This window comes from Nioella sp. MMSF_3534, assembly GCF_030732985.1.
Classification (GTDB): Bacteria; Pseudomonadota; Alphaproteobacteria; order Rhodobacterales; family Rhodobacteraceae; genus Nioella.
On record NZ_JASHJX010000015.1, the window covers coordinates 18,429 to 37,912 of the forward strand.

Annotated in this window: 18 protein-coding genes; 6 read left to right on the forward strand and 12 right to left on the reverse strand. The window is 63.9% G+C overall.

Features of this window, described 5'->3' with window-relative positions; translation table 11 throughout:
- Window positions 1–57 precede the first annotated feature (57 nt).
- On the forward strand, window positions 58–2,367 hold the full coding sequence (locus tag RBB16_RS08205; protein WP_306045700.1) for a xanthine dehydrogenase family protein molybdopterin-binding subunit: 2,310 nt from the start codon (window positions 58–60) through the stop codon (window positions 2,365–2,367).
- Entirely contained in the window at window positions 2,348–3,418 is a 1,071-nt protein-coding gene (locus RBB16_RS08210) for a DUF2235 domain-containing protein (RefSeq protein WP_306045701.1), read from the forward strand. Before RBB16_RS08205 ends, RBB16_RS08210 begins: the two co-directional genes overlap by 20 nt.
- A 125-nt stretch (window positions 3,419–3,543) precedes the next feature.
- Here RBB16_RS08210 and hrpB read toward each other — a convergent pair whose 3' ends face one another.
- Window positions 3,544–6,009, reverse strand: coding sequence for an ATP-dependent helicase HrpB (gene hrpB / locus RBB16_RS08215; protein ID WP_306045702.1), 2,466 nt, complete (start codon window positions 6,007–6,009; stop codon window positions 3,544–3,546).
- Between the two features lie 135 nt (window positions 6,010–6,144).
- On the opposite strand from hrpB, the gene meaB reads away from it, so the two are divergent.
- Window positions 6,145–7,134 carry a methylmalonyl Co-A mutase-associated GTPase MeaB gene (gene meaB / locus RBB16_RS08220; RefSeq protein WP_306045703.1) on the forward strand — a complete coding sequence of 330 codons (990 nt, stop codon included), beginning with the start codon at window positions 6,145–6,147 and terminating at the stop codon, window positions 7,132–7,134.
- Between the two features lie 6 nt (window positions 7,135–7,140).
- On the opposite strand, the gene RBB16_RS08225 is transcribed toward meaB, so the two are convergent.
- The 11 genes from RBB16_RS08225 to RBB16_RS08275 all read right to left on the reverse strand — a co-directional run bounded on the left by RBB16_RS08225 (window position 7,141) and on the right by RBB16_RS08275 (window position 16,790).
- A complete protein-coding gene (locus RBB16_RS08225) occupies window positions 7,141–8,409 on the reverse strand; it encodes an MFS transporter (protein ID WP_306045704.1) in 1,269 nt (422 codons plus the stop codon).
- Between the two features lie 210 nt (window positions 8,410–8,619).
- Window positions 8,620–8,943: a hypothetical protein gene (locus RBB16_RS08230; protein WP_306045705.1), complete on the reverse strand. Its 324-nt coding sequence runs from the start codon at window positions 8,941–8,943 to the stop codon at window positions 8,620–8,622.
- 98 nt (window positions 8,944–9,041) lie between these two features.
- Entirely contained in the window at window positions 9,042–9,773 is a 732-nt protein-coding gene (locus RBB16_RS08235) for a suppressor of fused domain protein (RefSeq protein ID WP_306045706.1), read from the reverse strand.
- 396 nt (window positions 9,774–10,169) lie between these two features.
- Window positions 10,170–10,949, reverse strand: a complete 780-nt coding sequence (locus tag RBB16_RS08240; RefSeq protein WP_071690952.1) for a succinate dehydrogenase iron-sulfur subunit — start codon at window positions 10,947–10,949, stop codon at window positions 10,170–10,172.
- Between the two features lie 12 nt (window positions 10,950–10,961).
- Window positions 10,962–12,770 (reverse strand): succinate dehydrogenase flavoprotein subunit, encoded by a 1,809-nt coding sequence (sdhA, locus tag RBB16_RS08245; RefSeq protein WP_306045707.1) that lies wholly within the window; start codon window positions 12,768–12,770, stop codon window positions 10,962–10,964.
- Window positions 12,771–12,794: 24 nt separating this feature from the next.
- Window positions 12,795–13,166, reverse strand: a complete 372-nt coding sequence (gene sdhD, locus RBB16_RS08250; protein WP_306045708.1) for a succinate dehydrogenase, hydrophobic membrane anchor protein — start codon at window positions 13,164–13,166, stop codon at window positions 12,795–12,797.
- An 11-nt stretch (window positions 13,167–13,177) separates the two neighbouring features.
- The gene (gene sdhC / locus RBB16_RS08255; RefSeq protein WP_306045709.1) at window positions 13,178–13,561 is read right to left on the reverse strand and encodes a succinate dehydrogenase, cytochrome b556 subunit; all 384 of its coding nucleotides are present in this window, start codon (window positions 13,559–13,561) and stop codon (window positions 13,178–13,180) included.
- 170 nt (window positions 13,562–13,731) lie between these two features.
- Window positions 13,732–14,142: a hypothetical protein gene (locus RBB16_RS08260; RefSeq protein WP_306045710.1), complete on the reverse strand. Its 411-nt coding sequence runs from the start codon at window positions 14,140–14,142 to the stop codon at window positions 13,732–13,734.
- Between the two features lie 145 nt (window positions 14,143–14,287).
- Complete coding sequence (locus tag RBB16_RS08265; protein WP_306045711.1) at window positions 14,288–15,319, reverse strand: MaoC family dehydratase; 1,032 nt, start codon at window positions 15,317–15,319, stop codon at window positions 14,288–14,290.
- Window positions 15,320–15,347: 28 nt separating this feature from the next.
- Window positions 15,348–15,899 (reverse strand): NnrU family protein, encoded by a 552-nt coding sequence (locus RBB16_RS08270; protein ID WP_306045712.1) that lies wholly within the window; start codon window positions 15,897–15,899, stop codon window positions 15,348–15,350.
- A 33-nt stretch (window positions 15,900–15,932) separates the two neighbouring features.
- Entirely contained in the window at window positions 15,933–16,790 is an 858-nt protein-coding gene (locus RBB16_RS08275) for a CoA ester lyase (protein ID WP_306045713.1), read from the reverse strand.
- 231 nt (window positions 16,791–17,021) lie between these two features.
- Here RBB16_RS08275 and RBB16_RS08280 point away from each other — a divergent pair, with 231 nt between their 5' ends.
- The 3 genes from RBB16_RS08280 to RBB16_RS08290 all read left to right on the forward strand — a co-directional run bounded on the left by RBB16_RS08280 (window position 17,022) and on the right by RBB16_RS08290 (window position 19,362).
- The gene (locus RBB16_RS08280) at window positions 17,022–17,333 is read left to right on the forward strand and encodes a hypothetical protein (RefSeq protein ID WP_306045714.1); all 312 of its coding nucleotides are present in this window, start codon (window positions 17,022–17,024) and stop codon (window positions 17,331–17,333) included.
- A gap of 242 nt (window positions 17,334–17,575) precedes the next feature.
- Complete coding sequence (gene mdh, locus RBB16_RS08285) at window positions 17,576–18,538, forward strand: malate dehydrogenase (RefSeq protein ID WP_306045715.1); 963 nt, start codon at window positions 17,576–17,578, stop codon at window positions 18,536–18,538.
- A gap of 77 nt (window positions 18,539–18,615) precedes the next feature.
- The gene (locus tag RBB16_RS08290) at window positions 18,616–19,362 is read left to right on the forward strand and encodes a class I SAM-dependent methyltransferase (RefSeq protein WP_306045716.1); all 747 of its coding nucleotides are present in this window, start codon (window positions 18,616–18,618) and stop codon (window positions 19,360–19,362) included.
- Window positions 19,363–19,484: the final 122 nt, after the last annotated feature.

Below are 19,484 nucleotides of genomic sequence, written 5' to 3' on the forward strand. Positions count from 1 at the left end.
GCTGGACAGTTGCCACCGGCTTGATACCTATGAAGGCGAGGCAAGTCGGAGCAGGTCATGAAATTCGGAAGCAGCCAGTCGGTGACGAGGGAAGAGGATCAGCGGTTCCTGACCGGGCAAGGGCGCTATGTGGATGACATCGCGCCGGAGGGGGCGCTTCATTGCTATCTGCTGCGCAGCCCGGTGGCCCATGCGGAGCTTACCGAGTTGGATGTGAGCGAGGCGCGCGAGGCGCCCGGTGTGCATCTGGTGGTGACGGCGGCGGACCTGACGGCGGCGGGGTTGGCCAATTCCATCCCCTTTACGGTGATCGACACCGAGGACGGGGGCAAAGCCGCCGCCCCGCGTCGCCCGATCCTGGCGGAAGGCCGGGTACGCTTCGTTGGCGAACCCGTGGTGTTCATCGTGGCTGAGAGCATGGCCGCCGCGCGGGATGCGGCGGAACTGGTGGCGCTCGATTTCGAGGAGCTGGAGCCGAAGCTGGACGTGGCCCTTGGCGGGCCGGAAATCCACCCCGAAGCGCCCGGGAACCTCTGCTACTCATGGGGCGCTGGCGACAAAGAGGCCGCGGACAGGGCGCTGGCGGACGCGGCCCATGTGGTCAAAGTCACGGTCGAAGACAACCGCATCATGTGCGCCAGCATGGAACCCCGCGCCATCTATGCCGAGATGCAGGGCGAGCGGTTGCATGTCTGCGAGAACGGACAGGGCGTTTGGACTAAGAAGGCCGAGATATCCGGGTGGTTGGGGATGGACCCTGAGGACGTTCTGGTCACCACGCCCGATGTGGGCGGGGCCTTCGGCATGAAGACCATGCGTTACCCCGAACATTTCCTTCTGTCCTTCGCGGCGCGGCAGCTGCGCCAGCCGGTGCGCTGGATGGCCGACCGGACGGAATCCATGCTGTCGGACAATGGCGGGCGCGACCTGACCTGCACGGCGGAACTGGGGTTCGATGCGGATCTGAAGCTGACGGGCTATCGGCTGCACACGGTCTCGAATGTGGGGGCCTATGTTTCGGGCTTTGCCCAGATCATCCAGAGCCGCCTGTTTTCCCACGTTTTCCCCGGGGTCTACGACGTGCAGGCGGCCTACATGAACAACAAGGCGGTGTTCACCAACACGACTCAGGTCGACGCCTATCGCGGGGCCGGGCGGCCCGAGGCGATCTATGTGCTGGAACGCGCGATGGACCATGCGGCGCGGGTTCTGGGGGTGGACCCGATGGAGCTGCGCCGCCGGGCGTTCATTGCTCCCGGCCAGATGCCATACAAGACCGCCGCGGGCGAGCTCTACGACTCGGGCGATTTCGCACGGGCGATGGACCGGGCCGCGCGGGAGGCCGACAGCGCAGGATTCGAAGCACGTCGGGCCGCGAGTGCCGCGAAGGGCAAGCTGCGCGGTCAGGGGCTGTGCTATTACATCGAGGCCATTCTGGGCCAGCCGATGGAAACCGCGAAGGTCGCGCTGACCGGGGCCGGGGCCGGGGCCAAGGTCTATGTCGGCACGCAGTCGGCAGGGCAAGGGCATGAAACGGTCTATAAACAGCTGCTGCGCGACAGGTTGGGGCTGACGCTCGACCAGATCGAAATCGTGCAGGGTGACAGCGACCGGATCGCCAAGGGCGGCGGCACTGGCGGGTCGCGGTCGGTCACGGTACAAGGCTCGGCCATCTACGCGACCTCTGACCTGCTGCTGGAGGGACTTCTGCCCTTCGCCGAGGAGGTGATCGGCGCCGAGGGTGCGCGCTTCGATCCCGAAGAGGCCGTGTTCCGCGCGCCGGGGTCGAACACGGTCGTGGGGCTGGTGGAACTGGCCGAACGGGCCGAGGCGGAGGGGCGCGCCGACCTGCTGACCGCTGAAAAGGAAATCCGCAACGCGGGCCGCTCCTTCCCCAATGGCTGCCATATCGCGGAGGTGGAGATCGACCCCGACACCGGTTTGTTAACCATCGAGCGCTACACTGTGACCGACGATCTGGGCAACATGATGAACCCGATGCTGGTCGAGGGGCAGATCCATGGCGGCATTGCGCAGGGGGCCGGGCAGGCGATGAACGAAAGGGTGGTCTTCGATGATAACGGGCAGTTGCTGACGGCAAGCTTCATGGATTACGGCATGCCGCGCGCCGGCGATTTCCCGTTCTTCGACTTCCACTCGGAACCGACCGAGACCGAAACCAACATGCTCGGCATGAAAGGCTGTGGCGAGGCGGGGACCATCGGCGCGATGGCGGCGGTGGCGAATGCGGTTCAGGATGCGCTCTGGCCCGTGGGGGTCAGGGTTGCGGATATGCCGTTCACGCCGCATCGTGTCTGGCAGATGATCGAGGAGGCAAAGGGCGCGATTGGCACCGATCAGGGGTAAATGGTCTTTCTGGCGCGGGTTTCGCAACGAGGAACCGCGCCTGCCGGATGTTCGGCCCGCCTGCACCCATGTGGTGCTGCTCGATGGCACCATGTCCACCCTGCGCCGGGGTCAGGAGACCAATATCGGCCTGACCTACCGGCTGCTGTCGGAACTGCCCGCCTCGGCCAATGTGATGCTGTATTACGAGCCCGGCATTCAGTGGCGCGGGGTCAAACGCTCGGTCGAGGTGCTGGCCGGGGTCGGGATCAACCGCCAGATCAAGCGCGCCTATCTGTTTCTTGCCCGCAACTATCACCCCGGCGACCGCATCTTCCTGATGGGCTATTCGCGCGGGGCCTTTGCGGTCAGGTCACTGGCGGGGCTCATCGACAAACTGGGGTTGCTGCGCCCTGCCCAGATCAGCGAGGAGGCGCTGGAACGGCTCTATGGACTCTACCAGGAGGCTCCGGACAGCCAGCAGGCGCGCGCCTTCCGCGCCGCGCGCTGCCATGACCGGGTGCGGATCGAGATGGTGGGTGTCTATGACACGGTGCGCGCGCTCGGGCTGCGCTGGCCTTTGCTTTGGCGGCTGGCCCCGCAAGCGCATGAGTTTCACAGCCATGAGTTGGGCCCCTCGACCCGCCACGGGCGCCACGCGCTGGCAATGGACGAAACCCGCGATGTCTATGCGCCCGTCATGTGGACCCTGCCCGAGGGGCGCGAGGGCGACGTGATCCAGATGTGGTTTCGCGGCACCCATGGCGATGTGGGCGGCCAGCTTGGCGACTGGCAGGCGGCACGACCGCTGGCGAATATCCCGCTGGCCTGGATGCTGGGAGAGGCGGAACATTGCGGTCTGCCCCTGCCGCCCCATTGGCGCAGCCGTTACCTGACCGATCCGGGTGCGCCCTCGGTCGGGACCATGCGCGGCTGGAGCCGGATCTTCGTGCTGCGCCACAAGCGGCGGATCGGGCAGGACCGGTCCGAGAGGGTGCATCCAAGCGCCCTGCCCGCCGCGCGCCAGGCCGGGTTGCCGGTGATGTCGGACGGGGCGCTGCGGATTGGATAGGGATTTCGCCGCCTTCGGCGTCGATCCGGGAACGGCCGGTCTCAGACCCCCTTCGGGGGCCTTCGCCCGCCCGTGAGGGGGGACGCCCCCCCTTCACCCCCCGTTTGGCAGCGTTGGCGCAGAATTCATGCTTTGCGCGGCTTGGCCCGTAGCGTGGGGTCCGCCTGTGCCGGGTCCTCCGGCCAGGGATGCTTGGGATAGCGGGCGCGCATGTCCTTGCGCACATCGGCATAGCTGCCCGCCCAGAAGCCGGGAAGATCGGTCGTGGTTTGCACCGGGCGACCCGCGGGCGACAGCAACGTCATGCGCAGGGGCTGGCGGTCCTGCCCGATGGTCGGATGGGTCGTGGTGCCGAAGACCTCTTGCAGACGCAGGGCCACTTCAGGCGCATCGCCGGAGTAATCAATCGCAGCCTTGCGGCCCATGGGCGTGATCCAATGCGCAGGGGCGAGCCGGTCAAGCGCCTGCTGTTGATCCCAGTCAAGCAGGGTCTTGAGTGCCTCGGCCGGGTCCAGCCGTTTGAGATCGGCGGCGCTGTGCTGATCGGTCAGGAAGGGGGCAAGCCAGGTTTCCAACCCGTCCAGAAGGGCCGTGTCCGAGACATCGACAAGACCGGAGGCCCGCAGCCTGGCCCGAAGGAGCGTCGCCGATTTTGACCATTTCAGAACATCGAGACCAAGATCCCGGAGGCCGGCAATCAGGGCGGTTGTCATCGCCTCGGGCGGGGCATCCTTCCAGATCCGGTCCTGAAGGATCAACGCGCCGAACCGCTCCTCTTCCCGCGCCACCACCCGCCGGTCCCTGCGCGACCAGTCGCAACGCTGCACCCAGGTGATCCGGTCGGCATAGAGTCCGCGCAACTCGCCCTCGCTGAGCACCACCGCCTGACGGATGCGCGCCTCGCGTGGGTTGCCATCGAGATCGGTGGCCACGATCAGCCGCTGCCCGGCCAGCTCATCCCCTTCCGGCATCACCGCGCCTTTCCCGCCGGACAGGATATAGCGGGGCGCATCGCCCCTGCGGCGCAGCCCGATGCGGTCGGGATAGGCCAGCGCGGCCTGCTCGGCGAGGCTGTGTTGTGGCCCCTTGGCGAAACGGGCGAGGCGTCTGGCCTCTTCCTTGATGCGCGTCACCGTCCCCCGGTCCGCATTCAGCCCGCCGGGATTGTCCAATGCGCGCAAGCGCAACAAGAGGTCCGTGCCCCGGTTGCGCAGCGGATCGCGCTCCGACAGCAGGGCCGCCAGCCGCTCCGTCCCCTTGCCGCCCATGGCCAGCATATGGGCCAGTCTTGGGTGCAGCGGCATGCGCGACAAAGCCTTGCCGTGATCCGTCACAAGGCCTGCGTCGGTCAGCGCGCCAAGACCCCGCAACAGGGCCTGTGCCTCAGCCAGTGCCCCTGACGGAGGAGGCGTCAGAAAGGCAAGGTCTGCCCCATCCCCCGCCCCCCAAAGCGCAAGATCGAGCGCCAGCGACGCAAGGTCGGCGGCCTCGATCTCGGCGGGGGGAAAGGCGGGCAATGCCCCCTCAACGCCCCGCGTCCAGTTGCGATAGCAAACGCCTTCGGCAACCCGCCCCGCGCGGCCCCGGCGCTGATCGGCCTCGGCCCGGCTGACCGCTTCGGTCACCAGCCGCGACATGCCAGAGGAGGGATCGAACCGGGCGCGGCGGGCACGGCCCCCATCCACCACCACGCGAATATCGGGAATGGTCAGCGAGGTTTCGGCAATCGACGTCGCCAGCACCAGCTTGCGCTGCCCTTTCGCCTCGGATCGCAGGGCGGCGCGTTGCGCGGATAGGGGCATGGCGCCGAACAGCTGGTGCATCACCACATTGCCCGGCAGATCCGCCAGCAGCGCGGCGGTGCGTCGGATCTCGCCCTCGCCGGGCAGGAAGGCCAGAATACCGCCATCCGTTTCCCTCAGGGCCTGCTGGATGAGGCCCGCCATGGTTTGCTCGAACCGGTCTTCCCTGCGGGGCGGGGCCTCGCGCCAGCGGGTCTCTACCGGGTAGGCCTTGCCTTCGGAGGTCACAACCGGGGCATCGTCCAGAAGGGCGGCGACCGGTGCGGCGTCCAGCGTGGCGGACATCACCAGCACCAGCAGATCCTCGCGCAGCGCGCCGCGCACTTCCCATGTCAGGGCAAGCCCCAGATCCGCATTGAGGGAGCGTTCGTGAAATTCATCGAAGATCACCGCGCCGATGCCCGGCAGTTCGGGATTGTCCTGCAACATCCGCGTCAGGATGCCCTCGGTCACCACTTCCACCTGCGTGTCAGGCCCCACTTTGCTCTCACCGCGCACCCGATAGCCGATGGTCTGGCCGGGGTGTTCGCCCAGGGTCTCGGCCATCCGTTCGGCAGCGGCCCGCGCGGCAAGGCGGCGGGGTTCCAGCATCAGGATGCGCCTTGGTGCAATCCCGGCGTCCAGCAGCGCCAACGGCACGCGCGTGGTCTTGCCCGCCCCTGGCGGGGCCTGCAGGACAGCACGGCCATGGCCGCGCAGGGCGGCCACAAGCTCGGGCAGGATGGGGTCAATGGGCAGGCGGGTCACGGGGCTCGGGTCCGTCCTTGGGCAATCGGCATGTCGGGCCATAAAGGGCGGCACTGACGGCCCGCGTCAACCGCTGCCGGTTGCTGTCATAACGCCGCGCCGGGTGGACAAGGCGGCATCCGGCGGGGCAAACAGCGTCTGGCGCTTTGCCGATCCGCTGAAAGAAACGATGGCCCGATGACCGACACCCGCCTGCCCGCCGAGCTGCCCGACCGCATCCTAGCCGGGGAACGGCGTGCCTTGGCGCGTGCTGTGACACTGGTGGAGAGCACCCGGCCCGATCACCGGGCCGAGGCGACGGCCTTGCTGGAAACGCTTCAAGGCCATGGGCGGCAGGCGCTGCGGATCGGTCTGTCGGGCACGCCGGGGGTAGGCAAATCCACCTTCACTGAAAGCTTTGGCATGATGCTGGTGGACCAGGGGTTGAAGGTTGCCGTGCTGGCGGTCGATCCCAGTTCAACCCGCTCTGGCGGCTCCATCCTCGGCGACAAGACCCGGATGGAGCAACTCAGCCGCCAGAAGAACGCGTTCATCCGGCCGTCACCGTCGCTGTCTCATCTGGGGGGCGTCTCTCGCCGCACGCGGGAGGCCGTTGCGCTGTGCGAGGCGGCCGGGTTCGACGTGATCATCATCGAAACCGTGGGGGTCGGCCAGTCCGAGACCATGGTGGCCGAGATGTGCGACCTGTTCGTGCTGTTGCTGGCCCCGGCGGGTGGAGACGAGTTGCAGGGCGTCAAGCGCGGGATCATGGAGATTGCCGACCTCATCCTTGTCAACAAGGCCGATGGCGACCTGAAAGCCACCGCCACGCGGACCTGCGCGGACTATGCGGGCGCTCTGCGGCTGTTGCGCAAACGGGCGCGCGACCCGCAGGATTTCCCCAAGGCACTGACGGTCTCGGCGGTCGAAGGCGACGGGCTGGAACGGGCGTGGGACGAGATGCAGGCACTGGCGGCGTGGCGCAAGGGCCATGGCGTCTGGCAGGATCGGCGGGCGGAACAGGCCCGGCACTGGTTCGAGGAAGAGGTGCGATCGGGTCTGCTGGCGCGGCTGACCGGCGATCCCGAGATGCGAACGCGTATGGCGGAGCTTGGGGCAGCCGTGGCACGGGGCAAAACCTCGCCCGACAAGGCAGCGGCGGATATCCTTGCAGGGCTGACAGGCTAGGCCCGGTCAGGCGTCCCCTTCCCACGTCGTGACGAATGGCATCTCAATAACCGGTGCGGGTTCCGGCACCGGCACCCGGACACGGCGCAACCCAAGCCGCGGATGCATCCGCCCGGCCAGCATCCAGGCCGCCAGCAGCGCCCCGCCCGACAGGGCAAATATGGACGACAGCGGCGCCGCCAGCAGCAAGAGCCATGCCGCGCCGGGTGTCAGGATGCCCGACACATCGCGAAAGCTGGAATAGACGGCTGACATCTCGGTCCGTTCCGAGGGTTTTACCGCCATCAGGAAGGGCAAGCCCCCGCAGACATCCAGCAGGATCAGGAAAAACGACACCGAGGCCAGCGCCACCACAGCCGCCACCGGCCAACCTGCCAGCGCAAAGGCCGCGACCGACAACACCCCTGCCCCCAGAAATCCGGTGCGCACGGACTGGCGCACAGACCTTCCCTGCATCCAGCGCAGCATCAGTGGCGTGATGAACAGCAGCCCGTTGGTCATCGACAGCATCACGCCGCCCAGTTGCTCGCTCAGCCCCGCATTCACCGCGTAAATCGGCAGGTAGACCACGTAAACCCACCAACCGCAGGACCGGATAACAGCGAATAGCCAGCCCGCCACCAGCCTCGGCTGAGCCGCGAAGCGGCCCAGATAGGCAATCGGGTTCGTGGCGGGCCGTTTGGCCTTCTGGATCAGCTTGCCATTGCCGAGCCGCAGGTAAAGAAAGGTGGCCATCATCCCCAGGATCGCGACGCCCGAGATCAGGAAGGGCGCCGGACGCCACCAGTCCATCAGGTAGACACCCGCCACCGGCCCCACAGTCCAGCCGGCGGCACTGTAGAACATGCGCAGGGTTTCGCTGCGCCCAAGCTCTACCCGTTCGATGTAGTCCAGCACATAGGCGTTGAAGCAGACAAAAAGCGTGGCGACGGCCACAGTGGTCAGGGCCAGCGTTACGACGATGAGATCCGGTGAAATGGCCCCGATCCCGGCACCGGCGAAGAAGGTCAGCGCCGCACCGGTGTAAAGCCAGCGGCGCGGCACGAAACGGTTCAGCCACGGCACCAGAAAACCCGCGATCATCGACAGCAGTCCGACGATGAAATAGGCCTCTGACAACGATTTGGCGCTGCCCAGGGTCTCCAGCATCGCCAGCGGCATCACCGAGATCAGGATGCCGCGCGCCACCGCTTCACAGCCCGCGAGCGTGGCAAAGCCCTTGACGCCCGGCGCAGGAGCGTGGCGCAGCCATTCGGGTATTCGGCGTTCGTGCATGGGGGCTCAAGGTCTGAAATACCCTTTGACCCTAGGCAGCCAGCCGCCCCTGTCTTGCCCGCACGCGACCATGGCAAGGTCGTTGCCGGGCCTTTGACCTGTCGGTGACACAGCATCGCGGTGGCCTCATCCGCAAGACCGACCAACGTGCCAAATCCATACTGGACAGGGCAATGATCTTGCTGTCGGCGATCTGGGGCATGGGCGCGGCTACGGGTTGCGCATGCAATATTGCGGGGGGTGAACGCCTTCGGTGAACTCGACCCCGCCGCAAGCGGCGCAGCGCCAGCGGGCGCGCCCCCAGGGGGCGGGGCGCGCATCGGGTTCCCAGATGCAATCGCGTGTGGGGTTGTCCGGGGCGGGGGATTCTCCATGACGAGGGCCGCCGCGCGACCGGGCCAATCCGACCAGCAGCGCCCCGATCCTGAGCCACAGGAAAACGGCCAGCACCGTCAGCCCCGCCACCAGAAACGGATGGTCCTGAGGCAGATATTCGCGCAGCCAGGGCGGCAGGATGGCATCGAGATCGGTCATGACCCGGTCAGGATATCTCTGCCCGCCGTGGGGACAAGGGGCGACGAACAACGCGCCTAAGATTGATGGGCGGACCGGTCAGCCCGACTGCCCGTGTTTCACCCCACCATGGGCCTGCGATCGGGGTAGATCACCTCGGACACGCCCTGTTCTTCAAGATCGAGGCTGAACGTATCGAGCCCGACATTGGCCTTGTGCTCCAGCTCTGCCGGATAGAGATAGACGAGCCCCAGGATGGTCACCTTGTCCCCGTTCGGCAGATCAAAGCGCACGGCCTCATCCGGCAGGATCGTCGGGTAGCTGACCATCGCGGCACTCATCCCCGTATCGTCGGAATAGGGCGCGCCTTCCGGGGAGGACAGCGTGTGGCCATCCGCCACGAACGCCCCGGCGCTGTGGGGATAGCGCGCGTAGTGCTTGAGATATCTGATCGGCCACCATGTCGTGGGATCATCATTCCGACGCTGCTGCATGATCTCGACCACCTTGTCGCCCCAGTCCGCATGCAGCCCGATCATCAGCTCAACCCGGCCCCAGATCGCGGGGTCGCCATTGTCCGGCACGGCCATGCGTTCGTTGCTCATGCCCAGGGTCACGAAAACCCAGTGGTCACGGGTGCCTGCGGGGGCAAAGCACAGAATGTCGATCGGAACGACATCCGACACCAGTTCATGAAAGAGGATCGGCTGAACGCCAAACGCCTCGGCCAGCCGGTTCCGGATCACCTCGTGACTTGGCAGGGCAAGGGGCTCAGCCGTATGCGCGGCGGCGGTGTCTTTCGTCCGTGCGGGCTTTTGCGTGCCGCCGAAAATCTTCTTCAGGAATTTCATCGGGATGGAACCATTCTGGGTGCAGAGGGTGCGAGGGTTGATGCTCGTGCCGTCCGCGAGCGAAATTGCTCTCACGAGGTCTGAAAGGATGCGGCCCGTTGGGGCTGCGGTTTGAAATGGCAGTGGTCGGAGGGAAGCGTGAAATGACGCTTGTCTGGGGATGATCAGGCCGACAGGCAGCTTCGTCCGCAACACAGAAAGCCGCAAGGATACGCCCCGCGCCAATCCTGCATTTTCTGACTTCGTTACTCGTCATCACAAAAGATACTCGTGAACCCAATCGGTAGCATGGTCCTGCATTCGCGGGGCGGAGTAAATCCCCCCTGACGCGGGCCCCAAAAAGAAACGGGCCAGCGACGGGGAAGTCACCGGCCCGGTTTCGGAATGTCTAAAGGATCAGAGCTGCCTCTCGACCATCATCTTCTTGATCGACGCAATCGCCTTGGCCGGGTTCAGGCCTTTGGGACAGGTCTTGGCGCAGTTCATGATGGTGTGGCAGCGGTAGAGCTTGAAGGGATCCTCCAGCTCGTCCAGACGCTCGCCCGTGGCTTCATCCCGGCTGTCGATCAGCCAGCGATAGGCATGGAGCAGCGCGGCAGGGCCGAGGTAGCGGTCGCCGTTCCACCAGTAGCTGGGGCAGCTGGTCGAACAGGATGCACACATCACACATTCATAAAGACCGTCGAGCTTCTTGCGGTCCTCGATGGATTGCCGCCACTCTTTCTCGGGCCGCTGCGTCTTGGTTTCCAACCACGGCATGATGCTGGCATGCTGTGCGTAGAAATGCGTCAGGTCCGGGATCAGGTCTTTCACCACCGGCATATGCGGCAGCGGGTAGATCTTCACGTCGCCCTTGATCTCGTCCATGCCGTAGATGCAGGCCAGCGTGTTGATGCCGTCGATATTCATCGCGCAAGACCCGCAGATGCCTTCGCGGCAGGAACGACGGAAGGTCAGGGTCGGGTCGATCTCGTTCTTGATCTTGATCAGCGCGTCCAGAACCATCGGGCCGCAGGTATCCATGTCGACGAAATAGGTGTCGACCTGCGGGTTTTTCCCGTCATCGGGGTTCCAGCGATAGATCTGGAACTTGCGCACATTGGTGGCGCCTTCCGGCTTGGGCCATGTCTTGCCCGTGATGATCTTGGAGTTACGGGGAAGCGTGAATTGAACCATGTCCTCGTCTCCTTAGAAGGTCCGCGCCTTGGGCGCGATTTTCTTGAGCGATATGCCGCCCTCGTCTTCGGTGGTCAGCGGGTCGGTGATGACCGGGCGGTATTCCAGCCCGACGCTGCTGCCCTCGATGCGGGACACCGTGTGGACGCGCCACTTCTTGTCGTCGCGATCCGGGAAATCCTCATGCGCGTGGGCGCCACGGCTTTCCTGACGGGCCTCCGCGCCGACGATGGTGGCGAGCGCGTTCGGCATCAGGTTGGTCAGTTCCAGCGTTTCCATAAGGTCGCTGTTCCAGACCATGCTGCGGTCGGTCACTTTCAGATCGCCCATCTTGCCAGCGATGGCGGTCATTTTCTCGACGCCTTCCGACAATGTCTTGGAGGTGCGGAAGACGGCGGCGTCGGCCTGCATGGTCTTCTGCATTTCCAACCGCAGCTCGGCGGTCGGGGTGTCGCCATTGGCGTAGCGCAGCCCGTCAAAGCGGCCGAGCGCCTTGTCGATGCTGGCCTTGTTCAGAACCGGGTTCGGGGCGTCCGCGTCCACCACCTGACCGGCGCGGATCGCGGCGGCGCGACCGAACACCACGAGGTCGATGAGCGAGTTGGACCCAAGCCGGTTCGCCCCGTGAACGGAAGCACAACCCGCCTCGCCCACGGCCATAAGGCCGGGCACGACAGCGGTCGGGTCTTTCTTGGTCGGGTTCAGCACCTCGCCCCAATAGTTCGTGGGGATGCCGCCCATGTTGTAATGCACCGTCGGGATGACCGGGATCGGTTCCTTGGTGACATCGACACCGGCGAAGATCTTGGCGCTTTCCGAGATGCCGGGCAGGCGTTCGGCCAGTGCCTCGGCAGGCAGGTGGGAAAGGTTCAGGTGGATGTGATCGCCCTCAGCGCCCACGCCACGGCCCTCGCGGATTTCCATGGTCATGGAGCGGGACACGTAATCGCGCGGGGCGAGGTCCTTGTACTGAGGCGCGTAGCGTTCCATGAACCGCTCGCCTTCGCTGTTGGTCAGGTAACCGCCCTCGCCGCGCGCGCCTTCGGTGATCAGGCAGCCGGAGCCATAGATGCCGGTCGGGTGGAACTGCACGAATTCCATATCCTGAAGCGGCAGGCCCGCGCGGGCCACCATGCCGCCGCCGTCACCGGTGCAGGTGTGGGCGGAGGTGGCGGAGAAATAGGCGCGGCCATAGCCGCCGGTTGCCAGCACCACCATCTTGGCGTTGAAGACATGCATGGTGCCGTCGTCGAGCTTCCACGCCACGACGCCCTGACACTGGCCGTCTTCGGACATGATCAGGTCGGTCGCGAAATACTCGATATAGAATTCCGCGTTGTTCTTGAGCGACTGGCCATAAAGCGTGTGCAGGATGGCGTGGCCGGTGCGGTCGGCAGCGGCGCAGGTGCGCTGCACGGCGGGGCCTTCCCCGAATTCGGTCGTGTGGCCGCCGAAGGGGCGCTGGTAGATCTTGCCTTCCTCGGTGCGGCTGAACGGAACGCCGTAATGTTCAAGCTCATACACCGCCTTGGGGGCCTCGCGCGCGAGGTATTCCATCGCGTCGGTGTCACCCAGCCAGTCGGAGCCTTTGACGGTGTCATACATGTGCCACTGCCAGTGGTCGGGGCCCATGTTGGAAAGCGATGCGGCGATGCCGCCCTGTGCCGCCACGGTGTGGCTGCGGGTTGGGAACACCTTGGAAATACAGGCGGTCTTCAGCCCCTGTTCGGCCATGCCGAGCGTCGCGCGCAGGCCGGAGCCCCCGGCACCGACGACAACGACGTCATAGGAATGATGATTGAGTGCGTAGGACTCGGTCATGTGTCTTGATCTCCTGTCCCTGGATTACAGCGCAATCTGGGCGAGCGAAACGAGGCCGAAGGCCATCAGCCCGTAGCTGATGCAAGCCATGACGATGATCGCGATCTTGCGGGACAGGCCCTGCATGTAATCTTCGATCACCATCTGGATCCCAAGGCGGAAGTGGTAGAAGCCGACGATCAGCATCAAGGCGGCCGATACGGCGGGGAAGGGGCGCGACAGGGCGGCCTGCACATCGGCATAGGGTTCGCCAAGCAGCGGGCCGAAGCTGAACAGGAACATCGGGGTGATGATCAGCAGCGCCACGGCGGTGATGGTCGTCTTCCAGAAATGATCGGTGCCCGATTTGGCCGAACCGAGGCCAATCACGCGTTTGCGGTCGGTCATAAGTGCCATGGATCAGCCTCTCAGATCGTGATGATGGTCAGGAAGGTCAGCGCGACGCTGCCGATGATGATGCCCCAGCCCATCTTGTCGCTGTCATCGGGGTCGAGCCCATAGCCCATGTCCCAGACCAGATGGCGGACGCCGGCCAGCGCATGATACCACAGCGCCAGAACGCAGAGCGTCATAAGGACGTCACCGACGAAGCAGGTCATCAGCCCGTCTACGAAGTTGAAATAGGCCTCGCTGGTTGCCGCAGCCATCAGCCACCAGACGACAAGGACTGCCCCGCCGAGAAGTGCGATGCCGGTGATCCGGTTCAGGATCGAGGTCGCGGAGTTGAGCTGCGGACGGTAAATCTGCAAGTGCGGGGACAGCGGACGGTTGCCGCGATTGACGTCAGCCATGGCGAACACCCTTTCAGGTTGTGCTAGGTGATTGCTTGTTCCCCTTATGCATAACGCCTTTTTTCAAGGAGTCACCTATCCGCACGCAGGTTTGCCCCGGTTTTTTGACAGTTTTTTGTGTCTAATCGCCGCAGAGCGGCATTTTGTGATCACGTCCTCAAATAGTGTGATCACAAAAAGGAAAGACCGAAGCCCCCCATCAGCACGGCCAACAGAACCAGAGAGACTCGCCAAGGCGTCTGCACGCCGGTCTTCTCTTCCAGTTGCCGCGTATAGACCGTGATCGGCATACCGATGATCAGGCCGACCAGCACCGGACGCAGCCGGATGATGAAGTTCGAATCCGCCTCGATCATATCCGCGAACAGGTAGATCGACACGCCCGAGGCCAGCAACGCCGCCCCAAGTGCACGACCATGAGACAGCAGGATCGTCTCCAGGATCTCACTCATCTCGCCGCCTGCTTTTTCGACCATATCCCGATGGTATTGCGTCGGCAGACTGCCGAAAAGATAGCGCGCGGCCATGAAGATGGTGCCCAGTGAGGCGAGGTAATAAAGCGCGATAGCCAGCGAATGCATGAAGATCCCTTTCAGACCTGTCCTTTTAGGCAGGTTAACCGAAAGTTAACGTCAGAAATAGGGCATTGTCACGCCGCAAACCGTGCAAAACCCGCGCATTTAAGGGGTTTAGAGGAATTGTCGGGGTTTATCGGGGAATTGTACCTCAGACGGGAACAAGTACCCAATAGTCAAGATCGAGCAGAACATCGGGCAGGTATTTGCCGTCTTCACCCTTCAATTCCCCCGCCTTGCCGCCCTTGGTCGCCACCAGCCGCAAACGTAGCGCACCAACGCCGGGCGCGGCGGTTTCCGCCTTGTCCAGCACCTCGGTCCAGGCCTTCACGGTATCGCCCGCGAAACAGGGGTTGGCATGGGCGCCCGCGTTGATACCGGCAATCAGCTGCGCATTGGCCAGCCCGTTGAAGCTGAGCGCGCGGGCCATGGAGATGACATGCCCGCCATAAATCAGCCGCTGCCCATCCGGGCGGAAGGTGGCGTCGAAATGCACCTTGGCGGTGTTCTGCCACAGGCGCGTGGCGATCATGTGCTCGGCTTCCTCGATGGTGACGCCGTCCACATGGTCGATGATTTCACCGATCTCGTAGTCACCCCACCGATGCGGCTCACCTGCGAGGGTGAAGTCATAGCCGGTGAAATCCAGTCCTTCGGGGATCACAAGGGTGTCGGCCGGCACGACCTTCGCCAGATCGGGGATCACCGTTTCCGGCGCGGGCGCGTCCAGATCGTTCTTGCGCACCATGACCCAACGGACATAGTCCAGCACGACCTCATCGCGCTGATTGAGCCCCTCGGTGCGCACATAGACCACGCCCGACTTGCCGTTGGAGTTCTGCTTGAGCCCGATGACTTCCGAAACAGAGCGCAGCGTATCGCCGGGATAGACCGGCTTGCGAAAGCGGCCCTCGGCATAGCCGAGGTTCGCCACGGCGTTCAGAGAGACATCCGGCACGGTCTTGCCGAAGACCATATGGAAGGCGGCCAGATCGTCGAGCGGCGAGGAAGGCAGCCCACAGGCCCGCGCGAATTCATCCGAGGAATGCAGCGCGTGGCGGGAGGGATAAAGCGCATGATAAAGCGCCCGCTCGCCCCCCGACACGGTGCGCGGCACCGCGTGCTCTATCCGCTGGCCGATAGAATAATCCTCGAAGAAATTGCCGGGGTTGGTCTTGGCCATGTGCCTGTGTCTCTTTCGTTATCGGGACCTAGCCGAAGGGCCAGTATCCCAGCCAATAGTGGATGTAGCCGATCACACCCATCAGGATGACAGAGGCCACGAGGAACATGCCGTCCTTGGCGTAGGTTCCGGTCTGTGTGGGGTGCCAGTTGGGTTCGGCGCGGTTGATGGCGATAACCTCGACGATGGCCCAGATCAGAAGGCCGCCGAACAGGATCACCGAGGCCAAATCCCCGTTCACCAGCAGATGCGCCAGCGCCCAAAGCCCGAAGCCCGTCAACATCGGGTGGCGCATCTGGTTGAGCAGTTTGCCTTTCCGTGGGGCCGGGCTCATCATGAAAATCGCCACTAGAACCAGCAGGTTGTTCACATGCGTGCCCCAGACCGGCGGATACCAGACCTGCCCCACATCCGCGCCGCGAAAGCCGATCACCATCAGCACGATGCTCGCCAGCAGCGCCAGCGCAATCGGGCCCCTGCCCTTGTCGCCCATATCGGCGCGGGCAGCGGGGGCGGCGCGTTTGAACAGATGGGCACCGGCCCATAGGGCGATGCCGAGGATCATGAGGATGAGGTACATGGGCGCGTCTCCTGCGGACTGGCTGTTGTCGCGTCAGCCTGCCTGCATCGCAGCGATGGCCTCCGCCTTGGCCAAGGTGGCCTTGGCGGTGGCGACATGCAAGTTCTCGACGATCTTTCCGTTGACAACGGCAACCCCCTGACCGCTGGCTTCGGCTTCTTCGAAGGCCGCGATCTGGCGGCGGGCAAGGTCTATCTCGGCCTCAGAGGGCGCAAAGGCGGCATTGGCGATATCAACCTGCGCGGGGTGAATAAGCGTCTTGCCATCAAAGCCCATGTCGCGGCCCTGTTCGCATTCGGCGCGCAGCCCCTCGTCATCCTTGAAGGCGTTATAGACGCCATCGACGATCACGATCCCTTCGGCCTTGGCGGCCAGCAGGCTGAGGCTGAGCCCCGCCATCATCGGCAGCCTGTCGGCGCGGAAGCGGGTGTTCATTTCCTTGGCCAAATCATTCGTGCCCATGACGAAGCCCCGCATCTGCGGATGGGCGGCAATTTCGGGCGCGTTGATCATGCCCCTTGGCGTTTCCATCATCGCCCAGATGGGTTTGTCACCGACAAGGGCGGCCAGCGCATCGACCTGCGCCGCGCTTTCCACCTTGGGCAACAGCACCGCGTCGCAATCCATGGTCGCCGCGGCCTTCGCATCGGCCTCACCCCACCCGGTATCGAGCCCGTTGATCCGCACGATCCGCATCCGGTTGCCATAGCCGCCTGCGGCCAGGGCATTGGCCAGCGTGGCGCGGGCATTGGCCTTTTCTTCGACCGCGACCGCGTCCTCCAGATCGAAGATGATCGCGTCCACCGGCAGGGTCTTGGCCTTCTCCAGCGCCCGCTCTTTCGAGCCGGGAATATAGAGAACGGAGCGGAAGGGGCGTGCGGTCTGGGTCATGAAAACCGTCCTTTCGGGCAAGATCGGCGGCACAAAACACAAAGAATGCTGCGAATGCAAGTTGCTTTATGCCGCAACGTAGCGAAATTTTCTTTCGCGGCGCAACGGCGCGGATTAACCGAATCTTCGGATTTCTGCGGCAGGCTTTGACGATCTTTGAATGGGAGCTTCGGGCGGAACCGTCGCTTTCCCTGCATCTCTGCCCCGTTTCCGCAACGAAAGGCAGACAGGATGACCCGCTTCGTTTCTCTCTTTATCGCGCCCTTCGCGCTGCTGGTGCTGCCCGCCTTGGCAGACGCGCAAACCGCCCGGACCATTTGTGCCGAACGCGACCAGATCGTCGGCACTCTGACCGGCTATTTCGGCGAAACCGCCCGCAGTTGGGGCATGGGCCCGGCGGGCCGGATCGTGGAGATCTTCGCCTCGGACGAAACAGGTACGTGGACAATCACCGTCACCGCGCCCGACGGCACCACCTGTCTCGTGGCTTCGGGCAATTCATGGGAAGATCTGGCGCAATCCGCGCGCGGAGAGGCGACCTGACCTCATGAAAATCTCCAACTTCGTGCTGATAGCGGTCTGGATTCTTGTATCCGGCATACATTTGCATACATTTCTTCAGCTGATTGCCTGGGAATTTCCGTCCGGATTCCAGCGCGTTAACAACATCGTATGCGGCAGCGCGGCGATATGGGGCTTTCCGCCGCGCCGTAAGGCCCTTGCGCGACTCCCTTAGTGCGGCTAGGCCACTTGGCAACTTCAACTGAGCTCGGAGACGAATTCTCATGGCCAGACCCAAGATTGCCCTTATCGGCGCAGGCCAGATCGGCGGCACCCTTGCCCATCTCGCAGCAATCAAGGAACTCGGTGACGTTGTTCTGTTCGACATCGCCGACGGCGTGCCGCAGGGCAAGGCCCTCGACATCGCGGAATCCGGCCCCTCGGAAGGGTTCGATGCCGCCATGTCCGGCACCACGGACTATGCCGATATCGCCGGTGCCGATGTCATCATCGTGACCGCAGGCGTGCCCCGCAAACCGGGGATGAGCCGCGACGACCTTCTGGGGATCAACCTCAAGGTCATGAAATCCGTGGGCGAGGGCATCCGCGACAACGCCCCCGACGCCTTCGTGATCTGCATCACCAACCCGCTCGACGCGATGGTCTGGGCCCTGCAACAGTTCTCGGGCCTGCCCGCGAACAAGGTGGTCGGTATGGCCGGGGTCCTCGACTCCGCCCGCTTCCGTCACTTCCTGTCGGTGGAATTCAACGTTTCCATGCGCGATGTGACGGCCTTCGTTCTGGGCGGCCACGGCGACACCATGGTGCCCTCGGTCCGCTACTCCACCGTTGGCGGCATCCCGCTGCCCGACCTGGTGGACATGGGCTGGACCACGCAGGAAAAGCTCGATGCCATCGTGCAGCGCACCCGTGACGGCGGCGCCGAAATCGTTGGCCTGCTGAAAACCGGATCGGCCTATTACGCGCCTGCCACCTCGGCCATCGAAATGGCAGAGGCCTACCTGAAAGACCAAAAGCGCCTGCTGCCCTGCGCGGCCTATTGCGATGGCGAGTTTGGCCTGAACGGCATGTATGTGGGCGTTCCCACCATCATCGGCGCCGGCGGTATCGAGAAGATCGTGGACATCAAACTGTCGAAAGAAGAACAGGCGATGTTCACCAAATCGGTCGATGCGGTCAAAGGTCTGGTCGAGGCCTGCAAGGCGATTGACGAAACCCTCGCCTGATCAGGTTCGATACGTTAAGCAAAGGGCAGCCTTCGGGCTGCCTTTTTCGTTTCGGGATCAGTAGGGGCCAAGCCAGCATGTTCAAACCCGCCACCGGCATGCATTACCACCGCTTCCTGAGGAACCTGCACGAAACCACGCTGCTGGACTGGTATATGGAAATAGGGTGCCGGGATGGATCTTCCTTCGCGCCGGTCCGGTCCAAGACCATCGCGGTTGACCCCTTCTTCCGGGTGGAACGCAACGCGATCGGAGCCAAGCCCGCGCTGCATATCTTCCAGCAAACCAGCGACGACTTCTTTGCCAGCGGCTTTCTGGACGCGCTCGACATTCGGTTGAGCCTGAGCTTTCTGGACGGGATGCACCTGTTCGAGTACCTGCTGCGCGACGTCATCGAGACCGAGAAGCGGTCTCGCCCGGATGGGGTGATCATGATGCATGATTGCTGCCCCTTCGATCACGAGATGACCACGCGCGATCTGGACAATATCCCCGCCGCAGCCTGGACCGGCGATGTGTGGAAACTGCTGCCGATCCTTCAGCGATATCGCCCCGGCCTGAAGATCGACGTGCTGGACTGCAAACCAACGGGCCTTGTGATGCTGTCCAACCTGGACCCGGACAACAGCGCATTGTCGGATGCCTATGATCAGATCCTCGCGGACTGGACGGATGTCACGCTGAAGGACCATGGCGCGGACCGCTTCTACGACAGTTTCGACTATGTCAGCGCCCGTGGTCAGGCACGCGCGGGCTATCCGCTGCTGTCCGCGGTCGGCCTGGATGACAGTGCAGGCTTTACCCCCGTCATGATGTCTTCCTGAGCGATCCCGATTGCTGCCGATCCCAGGAAGTCAGTGATTCGCCGCAGTCAGCGCCTTGAGAACAAGGGACTTCCCATTTGTGATCACACCTTTTCCGACTGTGATCACAAATCCGGCTTTTT